Genomic DNA, 20,679 nt, shown 5'->3' with positions numbered 1-20,679 from the left:
GCAACGATCCAGACGGTAGTGCGGGCAATGGCACTGTTTCTGGATAACCGAATTTGTTAACAGCGGCAGGGCTGCCTGCTGCGTGTTCAGGGGTGAATATGGCTGTCTACAATTACGATGTGGTGGTATTGGGCTCGGGCCCTGCCGGCGAAGGCGCGGCGATGAACGCGGTCAAGGCAGGGCGCAAGGTAGCCGTGGTCGATAGCAGACCGCACGTCGGCGGCAATTCCACCCACCTGGGGACCATCCCGTCCAAGGCGCTGCGTCATTCGGTGCGGCAGATCATGCAGTACAACACTAACCCGCTGTTTCGCCAGATCGGCGAGCCGCGCTGGTTCTCGTTTCCCGACGTTCTGAAGAGCGCCGAGAGCGTAATCGGCAAGCAGGTCACCTCACGCACTGGTTACTACGCACGCAACCGTATCGATATCTTCTTCGGTACTGCGAGTTTTGCCGATGAACAGACGGTGGAAGTGGTCAGTGCTAACGGCATGGTTGAAACATTGGTGGCCAGCCAGTTCATTATCGCGACCGGATCGCGCCCCTATCGGCCCTCTGATGTCGACTTCTCGCATCCGCGCATTTACGACAGCGATACCATCCTCACCCTGAGTCATACCCCGCGACGCCTGATCATCTATGGCGCTGGCGTGATCGGTTCCGAATACGCGTCGATCTTCAGCGGTCTCGGTGTGTTGGTCGACCTGATCGACAACCGTGACCAGTTGCTCAGCTTCTTGGACGATGAAATCTCCGATGCGCTCAGCTACCACCTGCGCAACAACAACGTGCTGATTCGCCATAACGAGGAGTACGAGCGCGTCCAGGGCATCGATAACGGCGTTATCCTGCATCTTAAGTCAGGTAAAAAGATCAAAGCGGATGCCTTCCTCTGGTGTAACGGGCGGACCGGCAATACCGACAAGCTCGCCCTGGAGAACATCGGTCTGAAGGTCAACAGCCGAGGACAGATCAAGGTTGACGAGCACTACCGTACCGACGTTGGCAATATCTACGCGGCAGGCGATGTGATCGGCTGGCCGTCGCTGGCCAGTGCGGCGTACGATCAGGGGCGTTCGGCCGCCGGCAGTATCGTCGAGAACGACAGCTGGCGTTTCGTCGATGACGTGCCCACCGGCATCTACACCATTCCGGAAATCAGTTCGATCGGCAAAAACGAGCGCGAGCTCACCGAAGCGAAGGTACCGTACGAGGTGGGCAAGGCATTTTTCAAGGGGATGGCGCGCGCTCAGATTTCAGCCGAGCCGGTGGGCATGCTGAAGATCCTCTTCCACCGCGAGACGCTGGCGGTGCTCGGCGTGCATTGCTTTGGCTATCAAGCCTCGGAAATCGTGCATATCGGGCAGGCGATCATGAATCAGCCGGGCGAGGCGAATACAATCAAGTACTTCATCAATACCACGTTCAACTACCCGACCATGGCGGAGGCTTATCGCGTCGCTGCGTTCGACGGACTGAACCGGCTTTTTTGAGCGGCTCCGACCGGTGGCCTGAGCCGGTCGGAGAGGATACCCGGGTCTGGCGCTGGCCAAATCGGGAGAGCTTTTGAGGGCAAGCGAAATGCGGCCGCCGGACACGGCGGCCACGCGTTACGTTATGCGTTGCGCAACGTGGTGACGGCCAAACCGGGGTAATCGGTAATCAGGCTGTCTACGCCGAAACCCGCGAGCCGACGCATCAATGCCGGTTCGTTTACCGTCCAGACCGATACGTGCAGGCCTTGCTGGCGAGCTTTCGCGATCCGTTCGGGTGTGCATAGCGTCCATTTCAATGCCAGCAAGTCACAGTTGTACTGTTTGGCCACCTTAAGCGGATCGAGCCAGCCGTACTCGGCGACCAGTCCGCATGACAGCTCGGGAGTCAGTCGCCTCAGGGCTCGCAGTACCTCCCGAGACCCGGAGGTGACGGTGATCCGATCAAGTATACCGTGGCGCTCGGCCAGCTCCCGGATCGCAAGCACCGAACGCGCGGCGCGGACCCTGGAGGCGCTTTTGACTTCCAGCTGCCAATGTTCGAACGCACATTTCTCGAACAGCTCCGCCAGGCGAGGAATAGGGCAGGGTTGTTTCCAGCCAGGTCCTCCGTGGCGCGCGTCGTAACGAGTCAGTTCGTCGGCGTCGTGTTCCACGACCTTGCCGCGTTGCCCTGTGGTGCGCTTGAGGGTCGGATCATGGATGACCATCAGTTCGCCATCCTTGGACAGATGCAGATCCAGCTCGCAGCGGCGCACGCCGTGAGCGAGGCACTGCTGAAAACCGACCAGGGTATTCTCCGGCGCCTCACCCTTCGCGCCACGGTGGCCGTAAGTCAGTGTCACGGTTGTATGCCTCGCTGAAGCGGCGTGATGCGCTGGTGATGCTGAACGCTGTTGATGACCCGGTTGCCTTCGAAATAAACCGAGAATTCACGATAATCCCAACGCGTGATAGGCGGCTGTCCGACGGCGGGATGCTCCTCATCAGCGAGGCCGAAGCGCTCGAGCACTTGGTCCTTCGAGTCGCCCCGGCTGGGTAGGGTCAGTTCGGCCTGGCCTTGCTGACCAACGGGGATGCGGATGATTTCGGCATGTGCCGGGACGCAGAGAGCAATTGTCAGGAAGGGGATCAGTAACCGCTGCATGTTTCAGGTTCCTTGCAGGCTTTCACGTGCCAGGCGTCGTTCGGTGGCCTGTTTCTGAAGGATATGTCGCGCGAGCAATTGCCGTTGTGCATCAGTCAACGATTCGAAGGACGTGCCAATGGCAAATCGCCCATCATCGAGCGTCTGGCAGGTTGCTATGCGCGCTGTCAGCAACATACCCAGGCCTTGCGGCATCAATGCCAATTTGAGCGTCCAGGCCGAGCCCTCCTCGAGTGGCTGATCATTAACGAAGCTGATGCCGCCTTCCGAGAGAATCACTTCGCGCGCCGGCCCGAGGTGCTTTAGTAGGTCCTGTGCGAGCACTTGGCCGATCAGGTCGATGCGCTTGTTCTGCACTTTAAGATAGTTGGCGAGCGTGCGGTTGCCCTCGGCTATCTGACGCAGCAGATGCTGTGCTTCGAAGTCGAGCTGGTGCAGCTCGCCGAGCAAGTCGAACAGTTGCGTCGAACCGCTACCGGAGACTGTTTCGGCGTGTTCCGGTGGCAGTATTTCCAGTGCGATCATGTCCTCGATACGATAGTATTCGCGGCGATCTTCGGTGTCTTCTGTGGGCATGTCGATCCCTGGGCTGCAGTGATGGCTTGAGTGTATCAGGCCGCTTGGCAACGTCATTCAGCTTGTTATTTTCCGCCAGCGAAAGCGAACCCATCGATCTATGTTCAGACCGCTGTCCGTGTATATCGGGGCGCGCTACACGCGCGCCAGACGTCGCAGCCTCTTCGTCTCCTTCATTTCCTTCACCTCGATGATTGGGCTGGCACTGGGCGTGCTGGTGATGATCGTCGTGCTGTCGGTAATGAACGGTTTCGACCATGAAATGCGCACCCGCGTGCTGGGCATGGTCCCGCACGCCACCATCGAAAGCCCGACGCCGATTGACGATTGGCGAACCCTGGGGCAGCGACTCGCACAGCATCCGCAGATTTCAGCAGTGGCGCCGTTCATACAGATGCAGGGCCTGCTGACCCACCGTGGTCGGGTGACCAAGACACTTATCAATGCGGTGGATCCGGAAATCGAGCCGGACGTCTCGATCATTGGCCAGTTCTTCCGCGAGGGTTCGCTGGCAGATCTGTCACCCGGCGAGTTCGGTATCGTTATCGGTGACAAGGCGGCCGATAAGCTTGGCGTCGGTATCGGCGACAAAGTCACCTTCGTGGCTCCGGAAGTAACGGTCACGCCGGCAGGTGTCTTTCCACGCATGAAGCGCTTTACCGTGCGCGGCATCTTTCATGTCGGCGCGGGCGAGATCGACGGTTATGTGGCGATGGCCAATATTTCCGACTTAGCACGTCTGCATCGCTGGAGGCCGGACCAGGTTCAGGGGCTGCGCCTGCGTTTCGACGACCTGTTCCAGGCACCGCGCATTGCCTGGGAGCTGGCCGGCCAGCTGGGCGATGAGTTCTATTCCCGGGACTGGACCCGCACCCACGGCAATCTCTATCAAGCGATACGCATGGAAAAGGCCATGATCGGCCTGTTGCTGTTGCTGATCGTCGCGGTGGCGGCCTTCAACATCATCTCGACGCTGGTCATGGTCGTGACTGACAAACGTGGCGACATCGCCATTCTGCGGACGCTTGGTGCGACGCCCCGGCAAATCATGGCGATCTTCATGGTCCAGGGCACGGTGATCGGTGTTGTCGGCACGCTGGTGGGTGCCTTGCTTGGCATCTTCGCCGCGCTCAACGTCAGCAGCTGGATCGCTGCGCTCGAGCGGCTGATCGGGCACAAGTTTCTTAGCGCCGATGTGTATTTCATCGACTATCTGCCGTCCAGGCTGATGACCACCGATGTGGTACAGGTCTGCGTCGCGGCGCTCGTCCTGAGTTTTTTCGCCACCTTGTACCCGGCGTGGCGTGCGGCCCGTACCCAACCGGCCGAGGCGTTACGATATGAGTGAGCTGGTTATGAATGATAGGTCTTCGAAGGATGGCGCGGTACTGAGTTGCCGCAATCTGGGCAAGCGCTATGAGCAGGGCCCGGAGTCGGTCAGTGTGCTCTCCGGATTGCAGCTGGAGCTTTTCCCGGGTCAAAGGGTCGCCATTGTCGGCAGTTCAGGCTCGGGCAAGAGCACGCTGCTGAACCTGCTCGGTGGTCTCGATACACCCAGCGAAGGCAGCGTCTGGCTGGCGGGAGAAGAGCTTTCCGCGCTCAGCGAGAAGGACCGCGGCCTGTTGCGTAACCGCGCACTGGGCTTCGTCTACCAGTTCCATCACCTTCTGCCAGAGTTCAGCGCCCTGGAGAACGTGTGCATGCCGCTCCTGATTGGCAAGACGCCGATCCCGGAAGCGCGGGGTCGGGCAACCGGACTTTTGCAACGAGTGGGGCTTGGTCACCGGTTGGCGCATAAACCCTCCGAGCTGTCAGGGGGCGAGCGGCAGCGTGTGGCGATTGCTCGGGCGTTGGCCAACCGTCCGGCGCTGGTATTGCTTGACGAGCCTACCGGCAACCTCGATCACCATACAGCCCAGGGCATTCAGGACCTGATGTTGGAATTGAGCAGTTCTTTGCGTACGGCCTTTCTCGTTGTTACCCACGATCCGCAACTGGCCGGACAGATGGATCACATACTGCGCCTGGAAGACGGCCGGCTGGTGGCTGGCTAATGTTCAGGCCGCTCAGCATTTTCATTGGCAGCCGTTACACGCGGGCCAAGCGCCGTAATCATTTCATCTCGTTCATTTCCCTGACCTCGATGATTGGTCTGTCGCTGGGTGTATTGGCGATGATCATGGTGCTGTCTGTGATGAACGGCTTTCAGCGCGAGATGAGCAACCGCATTCTCGGTATGGTGCCGCATGCCGTGATTGCCGGCGACGGACAGCCTGTGGACCATTGGCAATCGCTGGCCGAGCAGCTCCGGGCGCATCCCGGAGTGCTCGGCACCGCGCCGATTACCCAGCTCGAGGGCATGCTGTCGTTCAAGGGTTCGATGCAGCCGATCGAGGTCAAGGGTATCGATCCGCAGGCGGAAGGGGAGGTGTCGGTCCTCGGCTCGAAAATGATTGCCGGTAGGCTCGATGATCTGAAGCCCGGCGAATCTGGGGTAATACTCGGATTGATGACTGCGCGTCGATTCGGCCTGAGGCTGGGCGACAAGCTCACCCTCATCGTGCCCGAACTCAGCGATGCGCCCGGCGGCATCACGCCGCGGATGCAGCGCCTGAACGTCGTCGGGGTGTTCAAGGTCGGGGCCGAGCTGGATGGCAGCCTGGCGATTATTCATCGGGTCGATGCGGCACGGATGCTTCGCTGGGAGCCGAATCAGGTCGAAGGCGTGAGAGTCAGGCTGGCTGATCTGTACCGGGCGCCGGAAATCGCGGCCGAACTCGTTGGTGAGCTCGGTGAGGATTACCGTGGCGAGGACTGGTCGCTTACTCAGGGCAGCCTGTTCAGCGCGATGAAGATGGAAAAGACCATGATCGGTCTGCTGCTCTTGCTGATCGTCGCGGTTGCCGCCTTCAACATCATCGCCACGCTGATCATGGTAGTAGCCGATAAGCGTGCCGATATCGCGATTTTACGTACTCTCGGGGCGACGCCCCGAGAGATCATGGCGATCTTCATGGTTCAGGGCAGCATCATCGGCCTGACCGGTACCTTGATAGGAACCGTGCTCGGGGTACTTGGCGCCTTGAATGTCAGCGCGCTGGTGGCTTGGCTGGAAAAGGTGTCGGGTCAGCACATTTTCAGTTCGGATGTTTATTTCATCAGCACTTTACCGTCAGAACTGCGGCTCGAAGATGTCTTGCTGGTAACCCTGGCAGCGCTGACGCTCAGCTTTCTGGCAACGATCTACCCGGCCTGGCGCGCCGCGCAGACTCAGCCTGCCGAAGCCTTGCGCTACGAATAGAGCGTATATCAGCGGCGGTCCAGCTGCCGCTTGCGCCAACTGCGACTGACCCACCAGCGCCAGTAGATCTGTGTGGCGAGGTAGCCCAGTACCGCAACCACGATGCCAACAACGAACGAGCCAAGGAACAGCGGCTGCCAATGGCTGTTGAGCATCTGGCGGACCCAGGCGAGACTGAGCTCCATTGGCATCGGCGACACCGGAGTGTCCATCAGCCAGGCGCCGACCTTGTAGTTGCAGTAGAACACCGGCGGCATCGTCAGCGGATTGGTCAGCCAGACTAGGCCAACAGCAATCGGCAGGTTGGCCCTGGCCAATACTGCGCACAGCGCGGCGGCCAGCATCTGCATGGGCATCGGAATCATGGCCCAGAACAGGCCGATCGCCATCGCCCTGGAAACCGAATGCCGATTGAGATGCAGCAGATTGGGATCATGCGTCAGCGTGCCGAGAAACCGCAAAGACTTGTGCGTCTTTAAGCGGTCAGGGTGCGGCATGTAGCGCTTGAAAAAACGACGCGGCATGAAGATTCTCTGGCGGGCTGAAGCGCGCCCGATTATGCCTGAAACGAGACTCGGCGCTGAGAGGACTTTGTGACATAAATTCTACACTGTGGAGCCGACAGGACGTCGGTGAGACCACAATGACCCCGGCATCCGACCCTTCCGGATATGCCTTCGCTGGAATGGACTCCAGGAGAACCACATGCGTACAGCGATGCTGGCGCTGGCCGCAGGCCTTCTACTGCTGCGCTTTCTACCGCAACTGCCACCCGTATCGACGCTACCCATCTTGTTCGTGGCGGGTCTGGCCTTGTTGCCGTTTCGCGGGCGAGCGATCGGCTGTTTCCTTTGCGGGCTTGCCTGGGCCTGTCTGAGCGCTCATTGGGTCCTGGACGACCGTCTCCCGACGGAACTCGACGGTCGCACATTCTGGCTCGAAGGGCAGGTAACCGGCCTGCCGGACGTTCGTGGTGGTGTGGTGCGCTTCGAACTCATCGACATTTCGTCCCGGCATAGCGGTCTGCCTTCGCGGTTGCGTCTGGCCTGGTACGGTGGGCCGAAGGTGCAGGCGGGTGAGCGATGGCGGCTCGCCGCGAAATTGAAAAGGCCGCGCGGGCTGGTCAATCCGCATCCATTCGACTATGAGGCCTGGCTTCTTGCTCGTCGGATCGGTGCCAGCGGCACGATCAAGGCTGGTGAGCGACTATCGGCCGCAGAAGGGGACGGAGCGTGGCGCGATCAGCTGCGCCAGCGGTTGGTGGCCGTTGACGCACAGGGGCGCTCTGGCGCAATTGCAGCGTTGGTGGTTGGTGATGACAGTGGCCTGTCCACATCCGATTGGCGCGTCCTTCAGGACACCGGCACCGTGCATCTGATGGTGATCTCGGGGCAGCATGTGGGGATGCTGGCCGGTTTGCTCTATGGTCTGGTTTCATTATTGGCACGCTGGGGAATCTGGCCGCAGCGAATCCCCTGGCTGCCCTGCGCCTGCGGCCTCGCTCTTGGCGGTGCGCTCGCGTACGGTTGGCTGGCGGGCTTCGAGGTCCCGGTTCAGCGAGCGTTGGTGATGGTCGCGCTGGTGCTTGCGTGGCGCCTGCGGTTTCGGCATCTAGGCGTCTGGCTACCGTTGTTGATCGCGCTTGATGGCGTTCTGCTGATTGATCCGCTGGTCGGTCTGCAATCGGGTTTTTGGTTATCGTTTCTGGCCGTGGCGGTGCTCGCACTTATCTTCCGTGGCCGCCTTGGCAGCTGGAATTGGTGGCAGGCGCTGGGCCGCGCGCAGTGGAGTATGGGGCTCGGCCTATTGCCGGTATTACTTGCGCTGGGTTTGCCGGTCAGCCTGAGCGGCCCGGTTGCCAATCTCTTCGCGGTACCGCTGGTCAGCGCGCTGATCGTACCACTGTCGTTGATGGGCTCTGCGATGCTGTGGTTGCCGGGCATCGGGGAGGCATTGCTATGGCTGGCGGGTGGGCTGCTGGCGTTTCTGTTCGATGCGCTGGGGTGGCTCGCTGGCTGGCAGCCCGCGTGGCTTCCGGACTCGTTGCCACTGTGGGGCTGGTTGCTGGTGGTATTGGGAATGCTGCTCGTCCTGTTACCGGGCGGGGTGCCGTTTCGGGCGCTTGGGCTGGTGCTTCTCGCGCCATTACTGTTTCCGCCGACCAACCGGCCCGCTGCAGGGCAGGCGGAAGTCTGGGTGTTCGATGTTGGCCAGGGCCTAGCCGTGCTGGTGCGCACGCATGAACACGCATTGCTGTATGACGCAGGGCCACGCTACGGCGACTTCGATATCGGTGAGCGAGTTGTGTTTCCGTCTCTGCGGGCACTGGGAATCGCCGATCTTGACATGCTGCTCCTCAGCCATGCTGATAGCGATCACGCGGGTGGCGCTCAGGCGATCCAGCGACAGATGCCGGCCGCGCGGGTGCTAAGTGGCGAGCCGGGAAGGCTACCTGCGTCGCTGAATGCCGAGGCATGCCGCTCCGGAGCGAGCTGGGAATGGGATCGTGTCAGCTTCACGCTTTGGCGGTGGCCGCAGGCTCAGGATGGAAACCAATCCTCCTGCGTGCTTCTGATCGAGGCGGATGGCGAACGCCTGCTGCTCACGGGCGACATCGATGTGCCGGCCGAGCAGGCGCTGCTGGCGAGCGATATGCCGCTCGACGTGCGCTGGCTGCTTGTGCCGCATCATGGCAGTCGCAGCTCATCTTCGACCGCATTCATCGAGGCGACAGGTGCCGACGGTGCGTTGGTTTCGCGCAGCTTGCACAACGCCTTCGGCCACCCGCATCCGGATGTCGTGCAGCGCCTGCAGGCATCCGGTGCGCAGCTATATGACACAGCTGAGCAGGGTGCGCTGCAGATCCGTCTTGGACGTTTCGAGCCCGTTCGAGGAATGCGCGCCGAACGTCGGTTCTGGCGGGAAAAATGAGAACAGGGGCCGTCGGCGGCCTGCCGACCCTATGCTAGAGTGGCGCCACTTTTTCGAGGGGGGTGCATCTCGTGTGGGAGCTGGTTAAAGCGGGCGGCTGGATCATGCTGCCAATCATTCTGTGTTCCGTTGCGGCCGCCGGCATCATCGCCGAAAGGCTATGGACGCTGCGGCCGAGCCGTGTGACCCCGCCGCATCTGCTCGGCCAGGTGTGGAAATGGATCAAGGACAAGAAGCTCAGCAACCAGAAGCTCAAGGAGCTGCGCGCCGATTCACCCTTGGGCGAAATTCTGGCAGCCGGGCTGGCCAACTCCAAGCGTGGTCGGGAAATCATGAAGGAGTGCATCGAGGAGGCTGCGGCTCGCGTCGTCCATGACCTCGAACGCTACCTCAACGCGCTGGGTACCATCGCGGGCATCGCACCGTTGCTCGGGTTGCTAGGCACGGTGCTCGGCATGATCGAGATCTTCAGCGCCTTCATGGGCTCCGGTATGGCCAATGCACCCTTGCTCGCGGCGGGCATTTCCAAAGCGCTGATCACCACTGCCGCAGGCTTGATGGTCGGTATCCCCGCATTGTTCTTCCATCGCTTCCTGCTGCGCCGCGTCGAAGAGCTGGTGGTGGGTATGGAGCAGGAGGCGATCAAGCTGGTCGAGGTCGTGCAGGGTGATCGTGACGTCGATCTGGGAGAGGGCAAGGCGTGAAGTTTCGTCGCAAGGCGCGGGAAAACGTCGACATCGGCCTGGCTCCGCTGATCGATGTGGTGTTCATCCTGCTGCTGTTCTTCGTCGTGACCACCACCTTTACCCGCGAAACTCAGCTCCAGGTGGATCTGCCAGAAGCGGCCAGCGGTACACCGCCGCAGGAGGCGGAGAAGAAACGGTTGGAAGTGGTCATCGATGTCGATGGTAGCTTCAGCCTGAATGGCAAGACGCTGATCAAGCATGACCTGAGCACGCTAATGGCGGCGCTCAGCAAGGAGTCGGGCGGTGATACCAGCCTGCCGATGATCATCAGCGCCGACGGCAAGACGCCACATCAGGCAGTCATTACTGCCATGGATGCAGCCGGGAAGCTGGGTTTCGCACAGCTGCGTATCACCACCGTCGAGGCCCAGCCGGAGCCCTGATGTCTTTAGCTGATCGTCTGCAGCGAGCCTGGTACGAAGGGCATCCGGCTTTGGCCTTGCTCGCCCCGCTGGAGGCGCTCTATCGGCGCGTGGTTATTGCCAAACGGAAGAAGTTCGTCAGCGGCGCCATCGATTGCTATCGGGCGCCGGTGCCTGTGCTGGTGGTGGGCAATATCACCGTTGGTGGTACCGGCAAGACTCCATTGATTCTCTGGCTCATCGAACACTGCCGCCGGCGCGGCTTGAAAGTGGGAGTGGTCAGCCGTGGCTACGGCGCCACGCCACCGTCGCATCCGTGGCGGGTGAGGCCGGAACATTCGGCGGTCGAGGTGGGCGACGAACCACTGCTGATCGCGCAGCGAACGGGTGTACCGGTCATGATCGATCCGGATCGCGCACGCGCGGTTCGCGAGCTGCTCAAGCAAGAACCGCTCGACCTTATTTTGTCTGACGATGGGTTACAGCATTACGGGCTCGCTCGCGACCTGGAACTGGTGCTCATCGATGCGGTACGCGGCCTGGGCAATCGCCGTTGCCTGCCGGCCGGTCCACTGCGTGAACCGGTGGAGCGGCTGGAGTCAGTCGATGCGGTTCTATTCAACGGGGCGGCGGTCGATGGCCCCTCCGGTTTTGCCTTCACCTTGCAGCCGTCACGACTGATAGAGCTCGTTAGCGAAAAGGCCTGGCCGCTTGATCATTTTCCACCAGGGCAGCAACTGCATGCGGTCGCCGGGATCGGCAATCCGCAGCGTTTCTTCACTACGCTCGAGGCGCTACACTGGCGACCGATTCCGCACCCCTTCGCCGACCACGCCTGTTATAGCCCGGAGCAGCTGAGCTTCAGTCCCGGGCTACCCCTGGTGATGACCGAGAAGGATGCGGTCAAATGCCGGGCATTCGCGCTGCCAGGCTGGTGTTATCTGCAGGTGCAGGCCGAGCCATCGGCGGCGTTCGTGACCTGGTTCGATGCCCAGCTGGACCGCTTGCTGCCCGCACACCCCTAAAGCCGCTTGATCTGCCAGGTGCGGTCGGTGGCATCCAAGGACTGCGAATGGATACCAAACTGCTCGATATTCTCGCTTGCCCGCTCTGCAAGGGCCCGCTGAAGCTCGCCGAGGACAAATCCGAATTGATTTGCAAGGCCGACGGCATGGCCTTTCCGGTGCGAGACGGTATTCCGGTGATGCTGGAAAGCGAAGCCCGCACGCTTGACGTGGATGAGCGTCTGGACAAATGAGTAACGCTTATACCGTCGTGATCCCGGCGCGCTACGCGTCCAGTCGCCTTCCCGGCAAGCCATTGCAGGACATCGCCGGCAAGCCGATGATTCGCCATGTATGGGAGCAGACCTGCAAAAGCGGTGCACAGCGAGTAGTGGTCGCCACTGACGACAGACGCATCCTGGAGGCTTGCGAGGGCTTCGGTGCGGAGGTGCTGCTGACCCGCGTCGAGCATAATTCAGGTACCGATCGGCTCGCCGAGGTGGCGGAAAAGCTGGGCTTGGCGGCTGACGCGATAGTCGTCAACGTGCAGGGCGATGAGCCGCTGATCCCGCCTTCGGTGATCGACCAGGTCGCTTTCAATCTCTCCGCTCACCCGGAAGCGGCGATCGCCACGCTCGCCGAACCCATTAGCGATTCGCAAGCGCTGTTCAATCCGAATGTGGTGAAGGTGCTCAGCGACATCAATGGCTTGGCGCTGACCTTCAGCCGTGCGCCGTTGCCGTGGGCGAGGGATGAATTTGCGACAGACCGGGATGCGCTTCCGCCGGCTGTTCCGTACCGTCGGCACATCGGCATTTATGCCTATCGGGCCGGATTTCTGTCTGACTTCGTCGCCTGGGGGCCTTGCTGGTTGGAGAACACCGAGTGCCTTGAGCAGCTGCGTGCGCTCTGGCACGGCAAGCGCATTCATGTCGCCGATGTGGTCGAGGCACCTCCGGCCGGCGTCGATACCGCCGAAGACCTTGAGCGCGTCCGCAAGCTGCTCGGAGCCTAAACGTGAAGGTTCTGTTCGTTTGCATGGGCAACATCTGCCGTTCGCCCACTGCCGAGGCTGTATTTCGCAAGTACGTGCAGGACGCTCAGCTGGACGGTCGAATCGCCATCGACTCGGCTGGAACCGGTGACTGGCATGTCGACAAGGGTCCGGATCAGCGCGCTTGCCAGGCCGCGGCCAGGCGAGGCTATGACCTCAGCGCTATAAGGGCGCGTCAGGTGACTGTGGAAGACTTCCAGCGCTTCGACCTGATCCTGGCGATGGATCATGACAACCTGAAGCGGCTGCAGGCACTACGTCCCTCAGACTCCTATGGTGAGCTTGATCTATTCCTGCGCCGATACAGGCTGGGCGCAGACGCAGTGCCCGACCCGTATTACGGGAGCGAGGACGGTTTCGAGCAGGTGCTCGATTTGGTCGAAAGGGCATCTGCGGCGCTGCTCGACGAGCTCAGAGGACGTCTGTGAATCTTCTCATCGAACACAATCGCTCACTCAAGGCGTTTAACACCTTTGCTCTCGACGCCTGCGCGGCGCACTTTACCGAAGCGCAAGACGACCAGGCGGTCCTTGATGCGCTCGCTGAAGGAAGGCGCCTTGGCGTTCCGCTGCTGATACTCGGTGGAGGCAGCAACCTGGTGCTTACTGGGAATGTGGATGCGTTGGTGCTGCGTATGCATAGCCGGGGCATTCGAATCATCGAGGATGACGGTGAGCGAGTAGTGATTGAGGCGGAGGCGGGGGAGCCCTGGCATCCCTTCGTGGTGCACAGCCTGGCGCTGGGCTTATCCGGATTGGAAAACCTCAGCCTGATCCCGGGCACCGTCGGCGCGGCGCCGATCCAGAATGTCGGCGCGTATGGCGTCGAGATCAAGGACGTCTTCGCCGGGCTGACTGCGCTGGACCGCGAAACGGGAGATGTTGTTGAGCTCGATCTCCAGGCATGCGAGTTCGGCTATCGCGATAGTTTGTTTAAACGCCAAACCGGACGTTACATCATTCTGCGGGTGCGCTTCTTGCTACAGCGGACTGCGGACCTCAAGCTGGAGTACGGACCACTCCGTCAGTGGCTGCAACAGCACGGCATCCAGTCACCCACAGCGATGGATGTCAGTCGTGCGGTGTGTGCGATTCGCAGTGAGAAACTGCCGGACCCCCAAGTTCTGGGTAATGCCGGCAGTTTTTTCAAGAACCCGTTGGTGCCGCAAGCGCTAGCCGATGCCTTGCGCGTGCGTTACCCGGATCTGGTAGCGTTTTCGCAGGGGAGCGGACAGGTCAAGCTCGCGGCTGGCTGGCTGATCGAGCGTGCGGGGTGGAAAGGTTATCGGAAAGGTGACGCGGGCGTGCACCGGCTGCAGGCCTTGGTACTCGTCAACTACGGTCAGGCCTCTGGTCAGCAGATCTTGCAGCTTGCTCGGGAGATCCAGACCGATATTGCCGAACGCTTTGGCGTCTGCTTGGAAATCGAGCCGAACGTCATCTAGGCTGAATCTGCCCAGTTGCGCCATTTGTGCTCAACGTGATGGACGTTTTCGTACACCGGGCTTTCCGATCGCAGTTGGCGTGCAGTGGGCACATTGAGGCTCATTCAGTCTCCGTCTGAATCTCCTCACCGCCCTCGGATCGGCGGCTACCCGCGCTACTGTCTCGCCTGGCTGAAGGGATTGATGGCCATGTCGTCATCGTGTCCCGCTGATTACACCTTCTGCTGCCGCCCCACTACGTCCTTGCGGAAATAGCAGAAGGTTTAAAACCTTAGTCGGGGTGGGGCAAGGAAACAAAAAAAGGGATGCCGAAGCATCCCTTTCTTGTTGTCGCGCTTGTCAGCCTTGACGCTTGTCGACGTCGTCTCGCTCGGTGACTTCTTCAGTCGCCTCAGGTTCAGCTTCGGTGGTGGGCTTGAACGGTTCCACTTCAGGCTGGACGGTTTCCGGGACGACCGGTTCTGCTTCCGGTTCGGCCGATGCTGGTTCAGGCTGCGAAGCAACTTCAGCAGCTGCTTCTTCGCTATCGTTGGTTGTGACAACCGGTTGCTCGGCTGCTGTCTCAACAACCGGTTGGCTGACAACGATCTCGGGGCTGCTCAGCTCCGCTGGTGCTTCGGCGTCGGCAGCTTTCGCTTCTGCCTCGGCAGCTTCCTTGGCCAGGCGCTCCTGCTCGAGGCGACGACGGCGCACCTCGCGCGGGTCGTTAGGTGCACGACCGCTCGCTGTCAGGGCCGGTGTCGCTGTAGGTTCGGCCGGTGCCGGGGCGGGTTCCTCGGCAGGAGGAATAGTTGTTGCCTCGGCGATCTCAGGCTCTTTTGGCGACGGTTCGGGCTGGCTGGCTTCCTGCGGGGCAGGGGCTGGCTCTGCTATCGGCGTAGTGGCTTCGGCTGTCGGCGCTGCGATAGCATCGACTGGCTCGGCAGCTTTGGCTTCGTCGGTAGCCTCGTTGACGGTTTCGGCCGGCACGGGGGTCTCCGGAGCCGCTTCGGTCTGAACTGCAGCAGGTGCCGTGTCAGTATCTGCCGTGTTCGCCGCGAGGGCGGCGGCGGTCGCCGCAATGGCGACCTGCTCCGACTTCACCGGTGCGTTGCTTTCGCTGCCCTCGGCCGTGCCGATCTCGCTTTCACCAATCTCATTGCCATTGGCATCGCGTTGACGATCACGGCGGTTGCTGCGACGACGCTGGCCACGGGAGCGGCGACGGGGACGATCACTGTCCTCGGTTGATTCCTGCTCGTCCTCGGCAGTTTCGGCTGCTTCATTCTGCTGCAGTTCTTCCGTATTTGCGGCTTGCTCTGCGCGAGGCTTGCGCTCTTCACGAGGCGGACGCGGTTTACGCTCGACGGTCTCCTCGCTAGCAGGCGTGTCCAGAGTGGTCTGGGCGGGCTCGTCCAGTGGTGCGCGCAATTCGCGCTTGCGCTCTTCACGAGGTTGACGATCCTCGCGTGGGGTGCGCTCGCGACGGGGCTGCGGCTGCGGGGTGCTGTCGCTGGATTCGACCGGCTCGCGGGGTTCACGGGCCTCGCGAGGCTTGCGCTCTTCACGCGGAGGGCGAGGTTGGCGCTCTTCGCGAGGTTGGCGTTCTTCACGCGGTGCTCGTTCCTCGCGTGGCTTGCGTTCCTCGTCGCGATTGCTGCGCGAGTCACGGCGACGGTTCTGCTGGCGGCCGCTGCGGCGCTCATCGTTGCGTTGCGGGCGGCTGCTTGCTGCGGGCTTCTTCTCGACTTCGACAGCCGGTGCTTCCTGCTTGCCAGCGAAGAGACCTACCAGGGATTTGACCAGTCCCTTGAACAGGCTTGGCTCCTGGGCGATAGGCGCGGCGGTTTCCGCCGGGGCGGCGACAGGGGCCGGTGCGGTGCGCTGCGGTGCAGTTTTTACCGCCGCCTCTTGACGAATCAGCGTGCGCGTCGAGCTGACCGGCTGAGCTTCCTCCACCTCGGTCGGACTCATTTCGTAGCTAGCCTGTCCGACCATGATTTCCGGACTGTCGTCACGCAGGCGCTGCACTTCGAAATGCGGCGTCTCCAGATGATCGTCCGGCAGGATGAAGATACGCGCGCGGCTGCGCAGTTCGATCTTGGTGATGGCGTTGCGTTTCTCGTTGAGCAGGAAGGCGGCGACCTGGAAGGGCACCCGGGCGCGGACCTCGGCGGTACGATCTTTGAGGGCCTCTTCCTCGATCAGGCGCAGGATAGCCAAGGACAGCGACTCGACGTCGCGGATGATGCCCTGACCATTGCAGCGTGGGCAGACGATGCCGCTGGTCTCGCCAAGCGACGGACGGAGGCGTTGACGGGACATTTCCAGCAGGCCGAAGCGCGAAATGCGACCGACCTGAATGCGCGCGCGGTCGGCCTCGAGTGCTTCGCGAACCTTTTCTTCTACGGCGCGCTGGTTCTTCGCCGGAGTCATGTCGATGAAGTCGATGACGATCAGGCCACCGATGTCACGCAGGCGTAGCTGGCGGGCGATTTCCTCGGCCGCTTCCAGGTTGGTCTGCAGTGCTGTTTCCTCAATGTCGCCGCCTTTGGTGGCGCGCGCCGAGTTAATGTCGATGGAGACCAGTGCCTCGGTCGGATCGATCACGATGGAGCCGCCGGACGGCAGCTTCACTTCACGCTGGAATGCGGTTTCGATCTGACTTTCGATCTGGAAGCGGTTGAACAGCGGCACGCTGTCTTCGTACAGCTTGATCTTGCTGGCGTATTGCGGCATGACTTGCTGGATGAAGGAAAGCGCTTCGTCCTGGGCTTCGACGCTATCGATCAATACTTCGCCGATATCCTGGCGCAGATAATCGCGGATGGCGCGAATAATGACGTTGGATTCCTGATAGATCAGGAACGGGGCCGGGCGGCCCTGGGAGGCATCCTTGACCGCGCTCCACAGCTGCAGCAGGTAATCCAGGTCCCATTGCATCTCTTCGCTGGAGCGGCCGAGGCCGGCAGTCCGGACGATCAACCCCATATCGGCGGGAACGTTGAGACCGTTCAATGCTTCGCGCAATTCGTTGCGTTCTTCACCCTCGATGCGGCGGGAGATGCCGCCAGCACGTGGGTTGTTTGGCATCAGTACGAGGTAACGGCCAGCCAGGCTGATAAAGGTGGTCAGGGCTGCGCCTTTGTTGCCGCGCTCTTCCTTCTCGACCTGGACGATGACTTCCTGGCCTTCGCTCAGGACGTCCTTGATGTTGACGCGGCCTTCCGGAGACTTCTTGAAGTACTCGCGAGAAATTTCCTTAAGGGGGAGGAAACCGTGACGATCTGCGCCGAAGTCAACAAAGGCGGCTTCGAGACTGGGCTCGACACGGGTGATCTTGCCTTTGTAGATATTGGCCTTTTTCTGTTCGCGGGCGCCGGACTCGATATCGAGATCGAATAGGCGCTGGCCGTCGACCAGTGCGACACGCAACTCTTCGGGCTGAGTTGCGTTAATTAGCATTCTTTTCATGTAGTACCGTCGGTTTCCAGGGCAGTGGAAACGGCGTTCGGCACACACGACTCTCGCGGTCGGTGTCAGGTGAGTCAGGAATGGTTGTAAAGCACTCCAGTGTCCAGCGATGTGAGGCCAGTTGGGCCAGCGTCGCGACGACGTCTCCTGCTTACTGTCGGAACAGAAGCAATGGTTCGGGAGGAGGAATCAGCAATCGGTAGCGGACGGAATGAAGCGTCTATGAAAGCCTTTGCTACGCAATCCGATGGCTGTACATCTCCACCCAACACTCATACTTTGAAAATCGGGTGCCGCTCGCAGAATCCGGGAGCGGGTTGTCGATTATCGCGATTCCCCGTCGGGGGCACGCATCATGTCTTCAAGGCTTGTTTCGGTGCTTCTGCTACTTGTAGAGAAGCACCGTCGGACGGCCTCACGTCCTCGAACATTGCTGAGCCGGGAATGGCGGTTTCGCTGGCATTCCTCGACCTGACCACTTTTGGCGGCGTCTGGACTATAACAGCAATGTTTAAGTGCTTCAAATAAGGGAAAATTGATATCATCCGCGCATGACCAATACCCCCTCTCAGACCTCTGGCGTGCAAATGCTTGAGGTCTCGCCGGAGCTTGCCGGCCAGCGCATTGACAACTTTCTCCGTACTCAACTCAAGGGTGTGCCCAAGACCTTGATCTACCGCATTCTGCGCAAAGGCGAAGTGCGGGTGAACAAGGGTCGGATCAAGCCCGAATATAAGCTTCAGGCAGGTGATGTGGTGCGTGTGCCGCCGCTTCGGCTGCCCGAGCGGGACGAGGTGGTTCCGGTCGCGCAGGGCCTTCTCGAGCGTCTGAATGCGGCGATCGTCTATGAGGACAAGGCGCTTATCGTGCTGAATAAGCCCGCAGGTATCGCGGTGCATGGCGGCAGCGGGCTCAGCTTTGGTGTCATCGAGGCGCTGCGTCAGCTGCGTCCGGATGCCAAGGAGCTGGAGCTGGTACATCGTCTGGATCGGGATACGTCCGGGCTGTTGATGGTTGCGAAGAAGCGCAGCATGCTGCGTCACCTGCATCAGGAGCTGCGCGGCGACGGTATTGATAAGCGCTACATGGCGCTTGTCCGGGGGCGCTGGGAAACCAGCAAGAAGCAGGTGAATGCTCCGCTGTTGAAGAACACGCTGCGCTCGGGCGAGCGGATGGTCGAAGTCACTGACGAGGGCAAGGACGCGCTGACGCTTTTTCGCGTGCTGCGCCGTTTCGGTGATTTCGCCACGCTGGTCGAGGCCAAGCCGGTAACGGGGCGTACTCACCAAATTCGCGTGCATGCCCGCCATGCGGGTCACGGCATCGCCGGCGACAATAAGTATGGAGACGAAGAGTTCTCCAGCGTTATTCGTGACCTGGGGGGCAAGCGCCTGTTCCTGCACGCCTATGCGTTGAAGGTGCCGCTGCCCGACGGCGGTGAGCTGAGTCTGGAGGCGCCGGTCGATGATGTCTGGACGCGGACGCTGGAGAGGCTTGGTGAATAAGTACGACCTGTTGATCTTTGACTGGGACGGCACTTTGGCGGACTCGATCGGGCGTATCGTCGAATCCATTTCTGTTGCTGCAGCCAATTGTGATCTGCCGCCCCTCGATGAGGGTGTCATCAAGGGGATCATAGGGCTCGGTTTGCCAGAGGCAATTGCGGCGTTATACCCCCATATCACAGATGTGCGAACGGCTGAGGCGTTTCGTCGTGCCTATGCCGCTCATTATCTATTGCTGGATGCTGAGCCTTCGGCGCTCTACCCGGGCGTCGCGCTAGCGCTGCAACAGCTTGGTGATCAGGGGCACATGCTCGCCGTGGCAACAGGTAAGGGACGGCGCGGATTGGACAGGGTGCTCGCAGCGCAAGGGTGGGGCGATTTCTTCGATGTGACGCGTTGCGCAGATGAGACCGCAAGCAAGCCCGATCCCCTGATGATTCATGAGATTCTGGGGCACTGTGGGGTCAGTCCCGAGCGGGCCGTGATGATTGGAGATTCCGTGTTCGATCTCGAGATGGCCAGGCGAGCAGGTGTGGACAGCGTTGCGGTTACTTACGGCGCGCAGTCCGTCGAGGTCTTGCAGGCATGCTCGCCGTGCATGACTATCAAAAATTTTTCGGAGCTCGGTCGCTGGCTGTGCTCTGCTGATTCAGCTGCTGAGGTAGTTGCGTATGTCGGATGAATGGAAGGCGCCGGTGAATGAGGCCAAGGAGGATCGCAATAGCTGGAAGTTGCTGGAAAAGACATTGCTTGCCGGCGTGCAAGAGCAACGGCGAGCCCGGCGTTGGGGGATCTTTTTCAAGCTGTTGACCTTCATCTACCTCTTCGGCGCCCTGCTGATGTTCTCGCCCTTGTTGCGTATGGGCGACGGTAAGGTCGCTAGTGACAGTCATACCGCAGTCATCAATGTCCGCGGAATGATTGCGGATGAAGAGGCGGCGAGCGCGGATAACATTGTCGGGGCGCTCCGGGCCTCCTTCGAGGATTCCAGTACCAAAGGTGTGGTGCTGAGGATCAACAGTCCGGGTGGCAGTCCCGTGCAGTCTGGCTATATCTACGACGAGATTCGTCGACTGCGTGAAGAATACCCGGCCATCAAGGTCTATGCGGTGATTACTGATCTGGGGGCTTCGGGTGCCTACTACATCGCCAGCGCTGCGGATGAGATCTATGCTGATAAGTCCAGCCTGGTTGGCTCGATAGGAGTGACCGCAGCGACTTTTGGGTTCGTAGAGACGATGGACAAACTGGGTGTGGAGCGTCGGGTCTACACCTCAGGCGAGCACAAGGCGTTCCTTGATCCGTTTCAGCCGGAGAATCCGGAGGAAACCGAGTTCTGGCGCAGTGTGCTTGCCACTACACATCGGCAATTCATCGATAGCGTGAAGCAGGGGCGTGGGGATCGACTCCAAGTCGCTGAGCATCCTGAGCTATTTTCCGGGCTTATCTGGTCCGGCGAGCAGGCCCTTGAGCTCGGGCTGATTGATGGTCTCGGCAGTACTAGCTACGTGGCCCGCGAGGTTATCGGAGAGGATGAGCTGGTGGACTTTACCGTCAAGGATTCTGCTCTGGATCGTTTCACCAAGAAGCTCGGTGCCAGCGTTGGTTCACAGTTGGCGATGTGGATGGGCTTCCAAGGGCCGCAACTGCGTTAGTTTCCTCG

The 20,679-nt window shown here is 60.7% G+C and carries 20 protein-coding genes; 15 read left to right on the top strand and 5 right to left on the bottom strand.

Translation table 11 applies throughout. The annotated features are described in order from the left end of the window. The first annotated feature begins 98 nt into the window (after positions 1-98). Entirely contained in the window at positions 99-1,493 is a 1,395-nt protein-coding gene (sthA, locus tag H3028_RS09230) for a Si-specific NAD(P)(+) transhydrogenase (protein WP_181296720.1), read from the top strand. Positions 1,494-1,615: 122 nt separating this feature from the next. Here sthA and H3028_RS09225 read toward each other — a convergent pair whose 3' ends face one another. From H3028_RS09225 to H3028_RS09215, 3 genes are read right to left on the bottom strand one after another with little or no spacing between them, the layout of a single operon-like run. Further along, on the bottom strand, positions 1,616-2,338 hold the full coding sequence (locus H3028_RS09225) for a glycerophosphodiester phosphodiesterase family protein (protein WP_181296719.1): 723 nt from the start codon (positions 2,336-2,338) through the stop codon (positions 1,616-1,618). Further along, positions 2,335-2,640, bottom strand: a complete 306-nt coding sequence (locus H3028_RS09220) for a phosphodiesterase (protein ID WP_181296718.1) — start codon at positions 2,638-2,640, stop codon at positions 2,335-2,337. The genes H3028_RS09225 and H3028_RS09220 overlap by 4 nt, the downstream gene beginning before the upstream one ends. Positions 2,641-2,643: 3 nt before the next feature. Further along, on the bottom strand, positions 2,644-3,216 hold the full coding sequence (locus H3028_RS09215; protein WP_181296717.1) for a PilZ domain-containing protein: 573 nt from the start codon (positions 3,214-3,216) through the stop codon (positions 2,644-2,646). Between the two features lie 100 nt (positions 3,217-3,316). On the opposite strand from H3028_RS09215, the gene H3028_RS09210 reads away from it, so the two are divergent. The 3 genes from H3028_RS09210 to H3028_RS09200 are packed head-to-tail and all read left to right on the top strand — an operon-like array spanning position 3,317 to position 6,517. Then, on the top strand, positions 3,317-4,564 hold the full coding sequence (locus H3028_RS09210) for a lipoprotein-releasing ABC transporter permease subunit (RefSeq protein WP_181296716.1): 1,248 nt from the start codon (positions 3,317-3,319) through the stop codon (positions 4,562-4,564). Positions 4,565-4,571: 7 nt separating this feature from the next. Then, positions 4,572-5,270, top strand: coding sequence for a lipoprotein-releasing ABC transporter ATP-binding protein LolD (gene lolD, locus H3028_RS09205; RefSeq protein ID WP_181297103.1), 699 nt, complete (start codon positions 4,572-4,574; stop codon positions 5,268-5,270). Then, positions 5,270-6,517 (top strand): lipoprotein-releasing ABC transporter permease subunit, encoded by a 1,248-nt coding sequence (locus H3028_RS09200; protein WP_181296715.1) that lies wholly within the window; start codon positions 5,270-5,272, stop codon positions 6,515-6,517. The genes lolD and H3028_RS09200 overlap by 1 nt, the downstream gene beginning before the upstream one ends. 8 nt (positions 6,518-6,525) lie before the next feature. Here H3028_RS09200 and H3028_RS09195 read toward each other — a convergent pair whose 3' ends face one another. Next, complete coding sequence (locus H3028_RS09195; protein WP_181296714.1) at positions 6,526-7,041, bottom strand: DUF2062 domain-containing protein; 516 nt, start codon at positions 7,039-7,041, stop codon at positions 6,526-6,528. A 181-nt stretch (positions 7,042-7,222) separates the two neighbouring features. Between H3028_RS09195 and H3028_RS09190 the strand changes: the two genes are divergently transcribed. The 8 genes from H3028_RS09190 to murB all read left to right on the top strand — a co-directional run bounded on the left by H3028_RS09190 (position 7,223) and on the right by murB (position 14,058). Next, complete coding sequence (locus H3028_RS09190) at positions 7,223-9,448, top strand: DNA internalization-related competence protein ComEC/Rec2 (protein WP_181296713.1); 2,226 nt, start codon at positions 7,223-7,225, stop codon at positions 9,446-9,448. Positions 9,449-9,519: 71 nt separating this feature from the next. Beyond that, positions 9,520-10,152: a MotA/TolQ/ExbB proton channel family protein gene (locus tag H3028_RS09185; protein ID WP_181296712.1), complete on the top strand. Its 633-nt coding sequence runs from the start codon at positions 9,520-9,522 to the stop codon at positions 10,150-10,152. Next, positions 10,149-10,577, top strand: coding sequence for a biopolymer transporter ExbD (locus H3028_RS09180; protein WP_168424197.1), 429 nt, complete (start codon positions 10,149-10,151; stop codon positions 10,575-10,577). Before H3028_RS09185 ends, H3028_RS09180 begins: the two co-directional genes overlap by 4 nt. Continuing rightward, positions 10,577-11,581, top strand: coding sequence for a tetraacyldisaccharide 4'-kinase (gene lpxK, locus H3028_RS09175; protein WP_181296711.1), 1,005 nt, complete (start codon positions 10,577-10,579; stop codon positions 11,579-11,581). The genes H3028_RS09180 and lpxK overlap by 1 nt, the downstream gene beginning before the upstream one ends. Before the next feature lie 47 nt (positions 11,582-11,628). Next, a complete protein-coding gene (locus H3028_RS09170) occupies positions 11,629-11,814 on the top strand; it encodes a Trm112 family protein (RefSeq protein ID WP_122165181.1) in 186 nt (61 codons plus the stop codon). After that, positions 11,811-12,575 (top strand): 3-deoxy-manno-octulosonate cytidylyltransferase, encoded by a 765-nt coding sequence (gene kdsB, locus H3028_RS09165; protein ID WP_181296710.1) that lies wholly within the window; start codon positions 11,811-11,813, stop codon positions 12,573-12,575. Before H3028_RS09170 ends, kdsB begins: the two co-directional genes overlap by 4 nt. A gap of 2 nt (positions 12,576-12,577) precedes the next feature. Then, the gene (locus H3028_RS09160) at positions 12,578-13,042 is read left to right on the top strand and encodes a low molecular weight protein-tyrosine-phosphatase (RefSeq protein ID WP_181296709.1); all 465 of its coding nucleotides are present in this window, start codon (positions 12,578-12,580) and stop codon (positions 13,040-13,042) included. After that, the gene (murB, locus tag H3028_RS09155; RefSeq protein WP_181296708.1) at positions 13,039-14,058 is read left to right on the top strand and encodes a UDP-N-acetylmuramate dehydrogenase; all 1,020 of its coding nucleotides are present in this window, start codon (positions 13,039-13,041) and stop codon (positions 14,056-14,058) included. The genes H3028_RS09160 and murB overlap by 4 nt, the downstream gene beginning before the upstream one ends. 339 nt (positions 14,059-14,397) lie before the next feature. Here murB and rne read toward each other — a convergent pair whose 3' ends face one another. Continuing rightward, complete coding sequence (gene rne, locus H3028_RS09150; RefSeq protein WP_219920039.1) at positions 14,398-17,511, bottom strand: ribonuclease E; 3,114 nt, start codon at positions 17,509-17,511, stop codon at positions 14,398-14,400. 551 nt (positions 17,512-18,062) lie between these two features. On the opposite strand from rne, the gene rluC reads away from it, so the two are divergent. The 3 genes from rluC to sppA are packed head-to-tail and all read left to right on the top strand — an operon-like array spanning position 18,063 to position 20,671. After that, positions 18,063-19,016: a 23S rRNA pseudouridine(955/2504/2580) synthase RluC gene (gene rluC, locus H3028_RS09145; RefSeq protein WP_181296707.1), complete on the top strand. Its 954-nt coding sequence runs from the start codon at positions 18,063-18,065 to the stop codon at positions 19,014-19,016. After that, positions 19,009-19,698: an HAD-IA family hydrolase gene (locus tag H3028_RS09140; protein WP_181296706.1), complete on the top strand. Its 690-nt coding sequence runs from the start codon at positions 19,009-19,011 to the stop codon at positions 19,696-19,698. The genes rluC and H3028_RS09140 overlap by 8 nt, the downstream gene beginning before the upstream one ends. After that, entirely contained in the window at positions 19,688-20,671 is a 984-nt protein-coding gene (gene sppA, locus H3028_RS09135; protein ID WP_181296705.1) for a signal peptide peptidase SppA, read from the top strand. The genes H3028_RS09140 and sppA overlap by 11 nt, the downstream gene beginning before the upstream one ends. Positions 20,672-20,679 lie beyond the last annotated feature (8 nt).

Source organism: Pseudomonas sp. Q2-TVG4-2 (genome assembly GCF_013620795.1).
Classification (GTDB): domain Bacteria; phylum Pseudomonadota; class Gammaproteobacteria; order Pseudomonadales; family Pseudomonadaceae; genus Stutzerimonas.
Note: the sequence above shows the minus strand (reverse complement) of the source record. Positions and strands in the feature narration are given on the sequence as shown.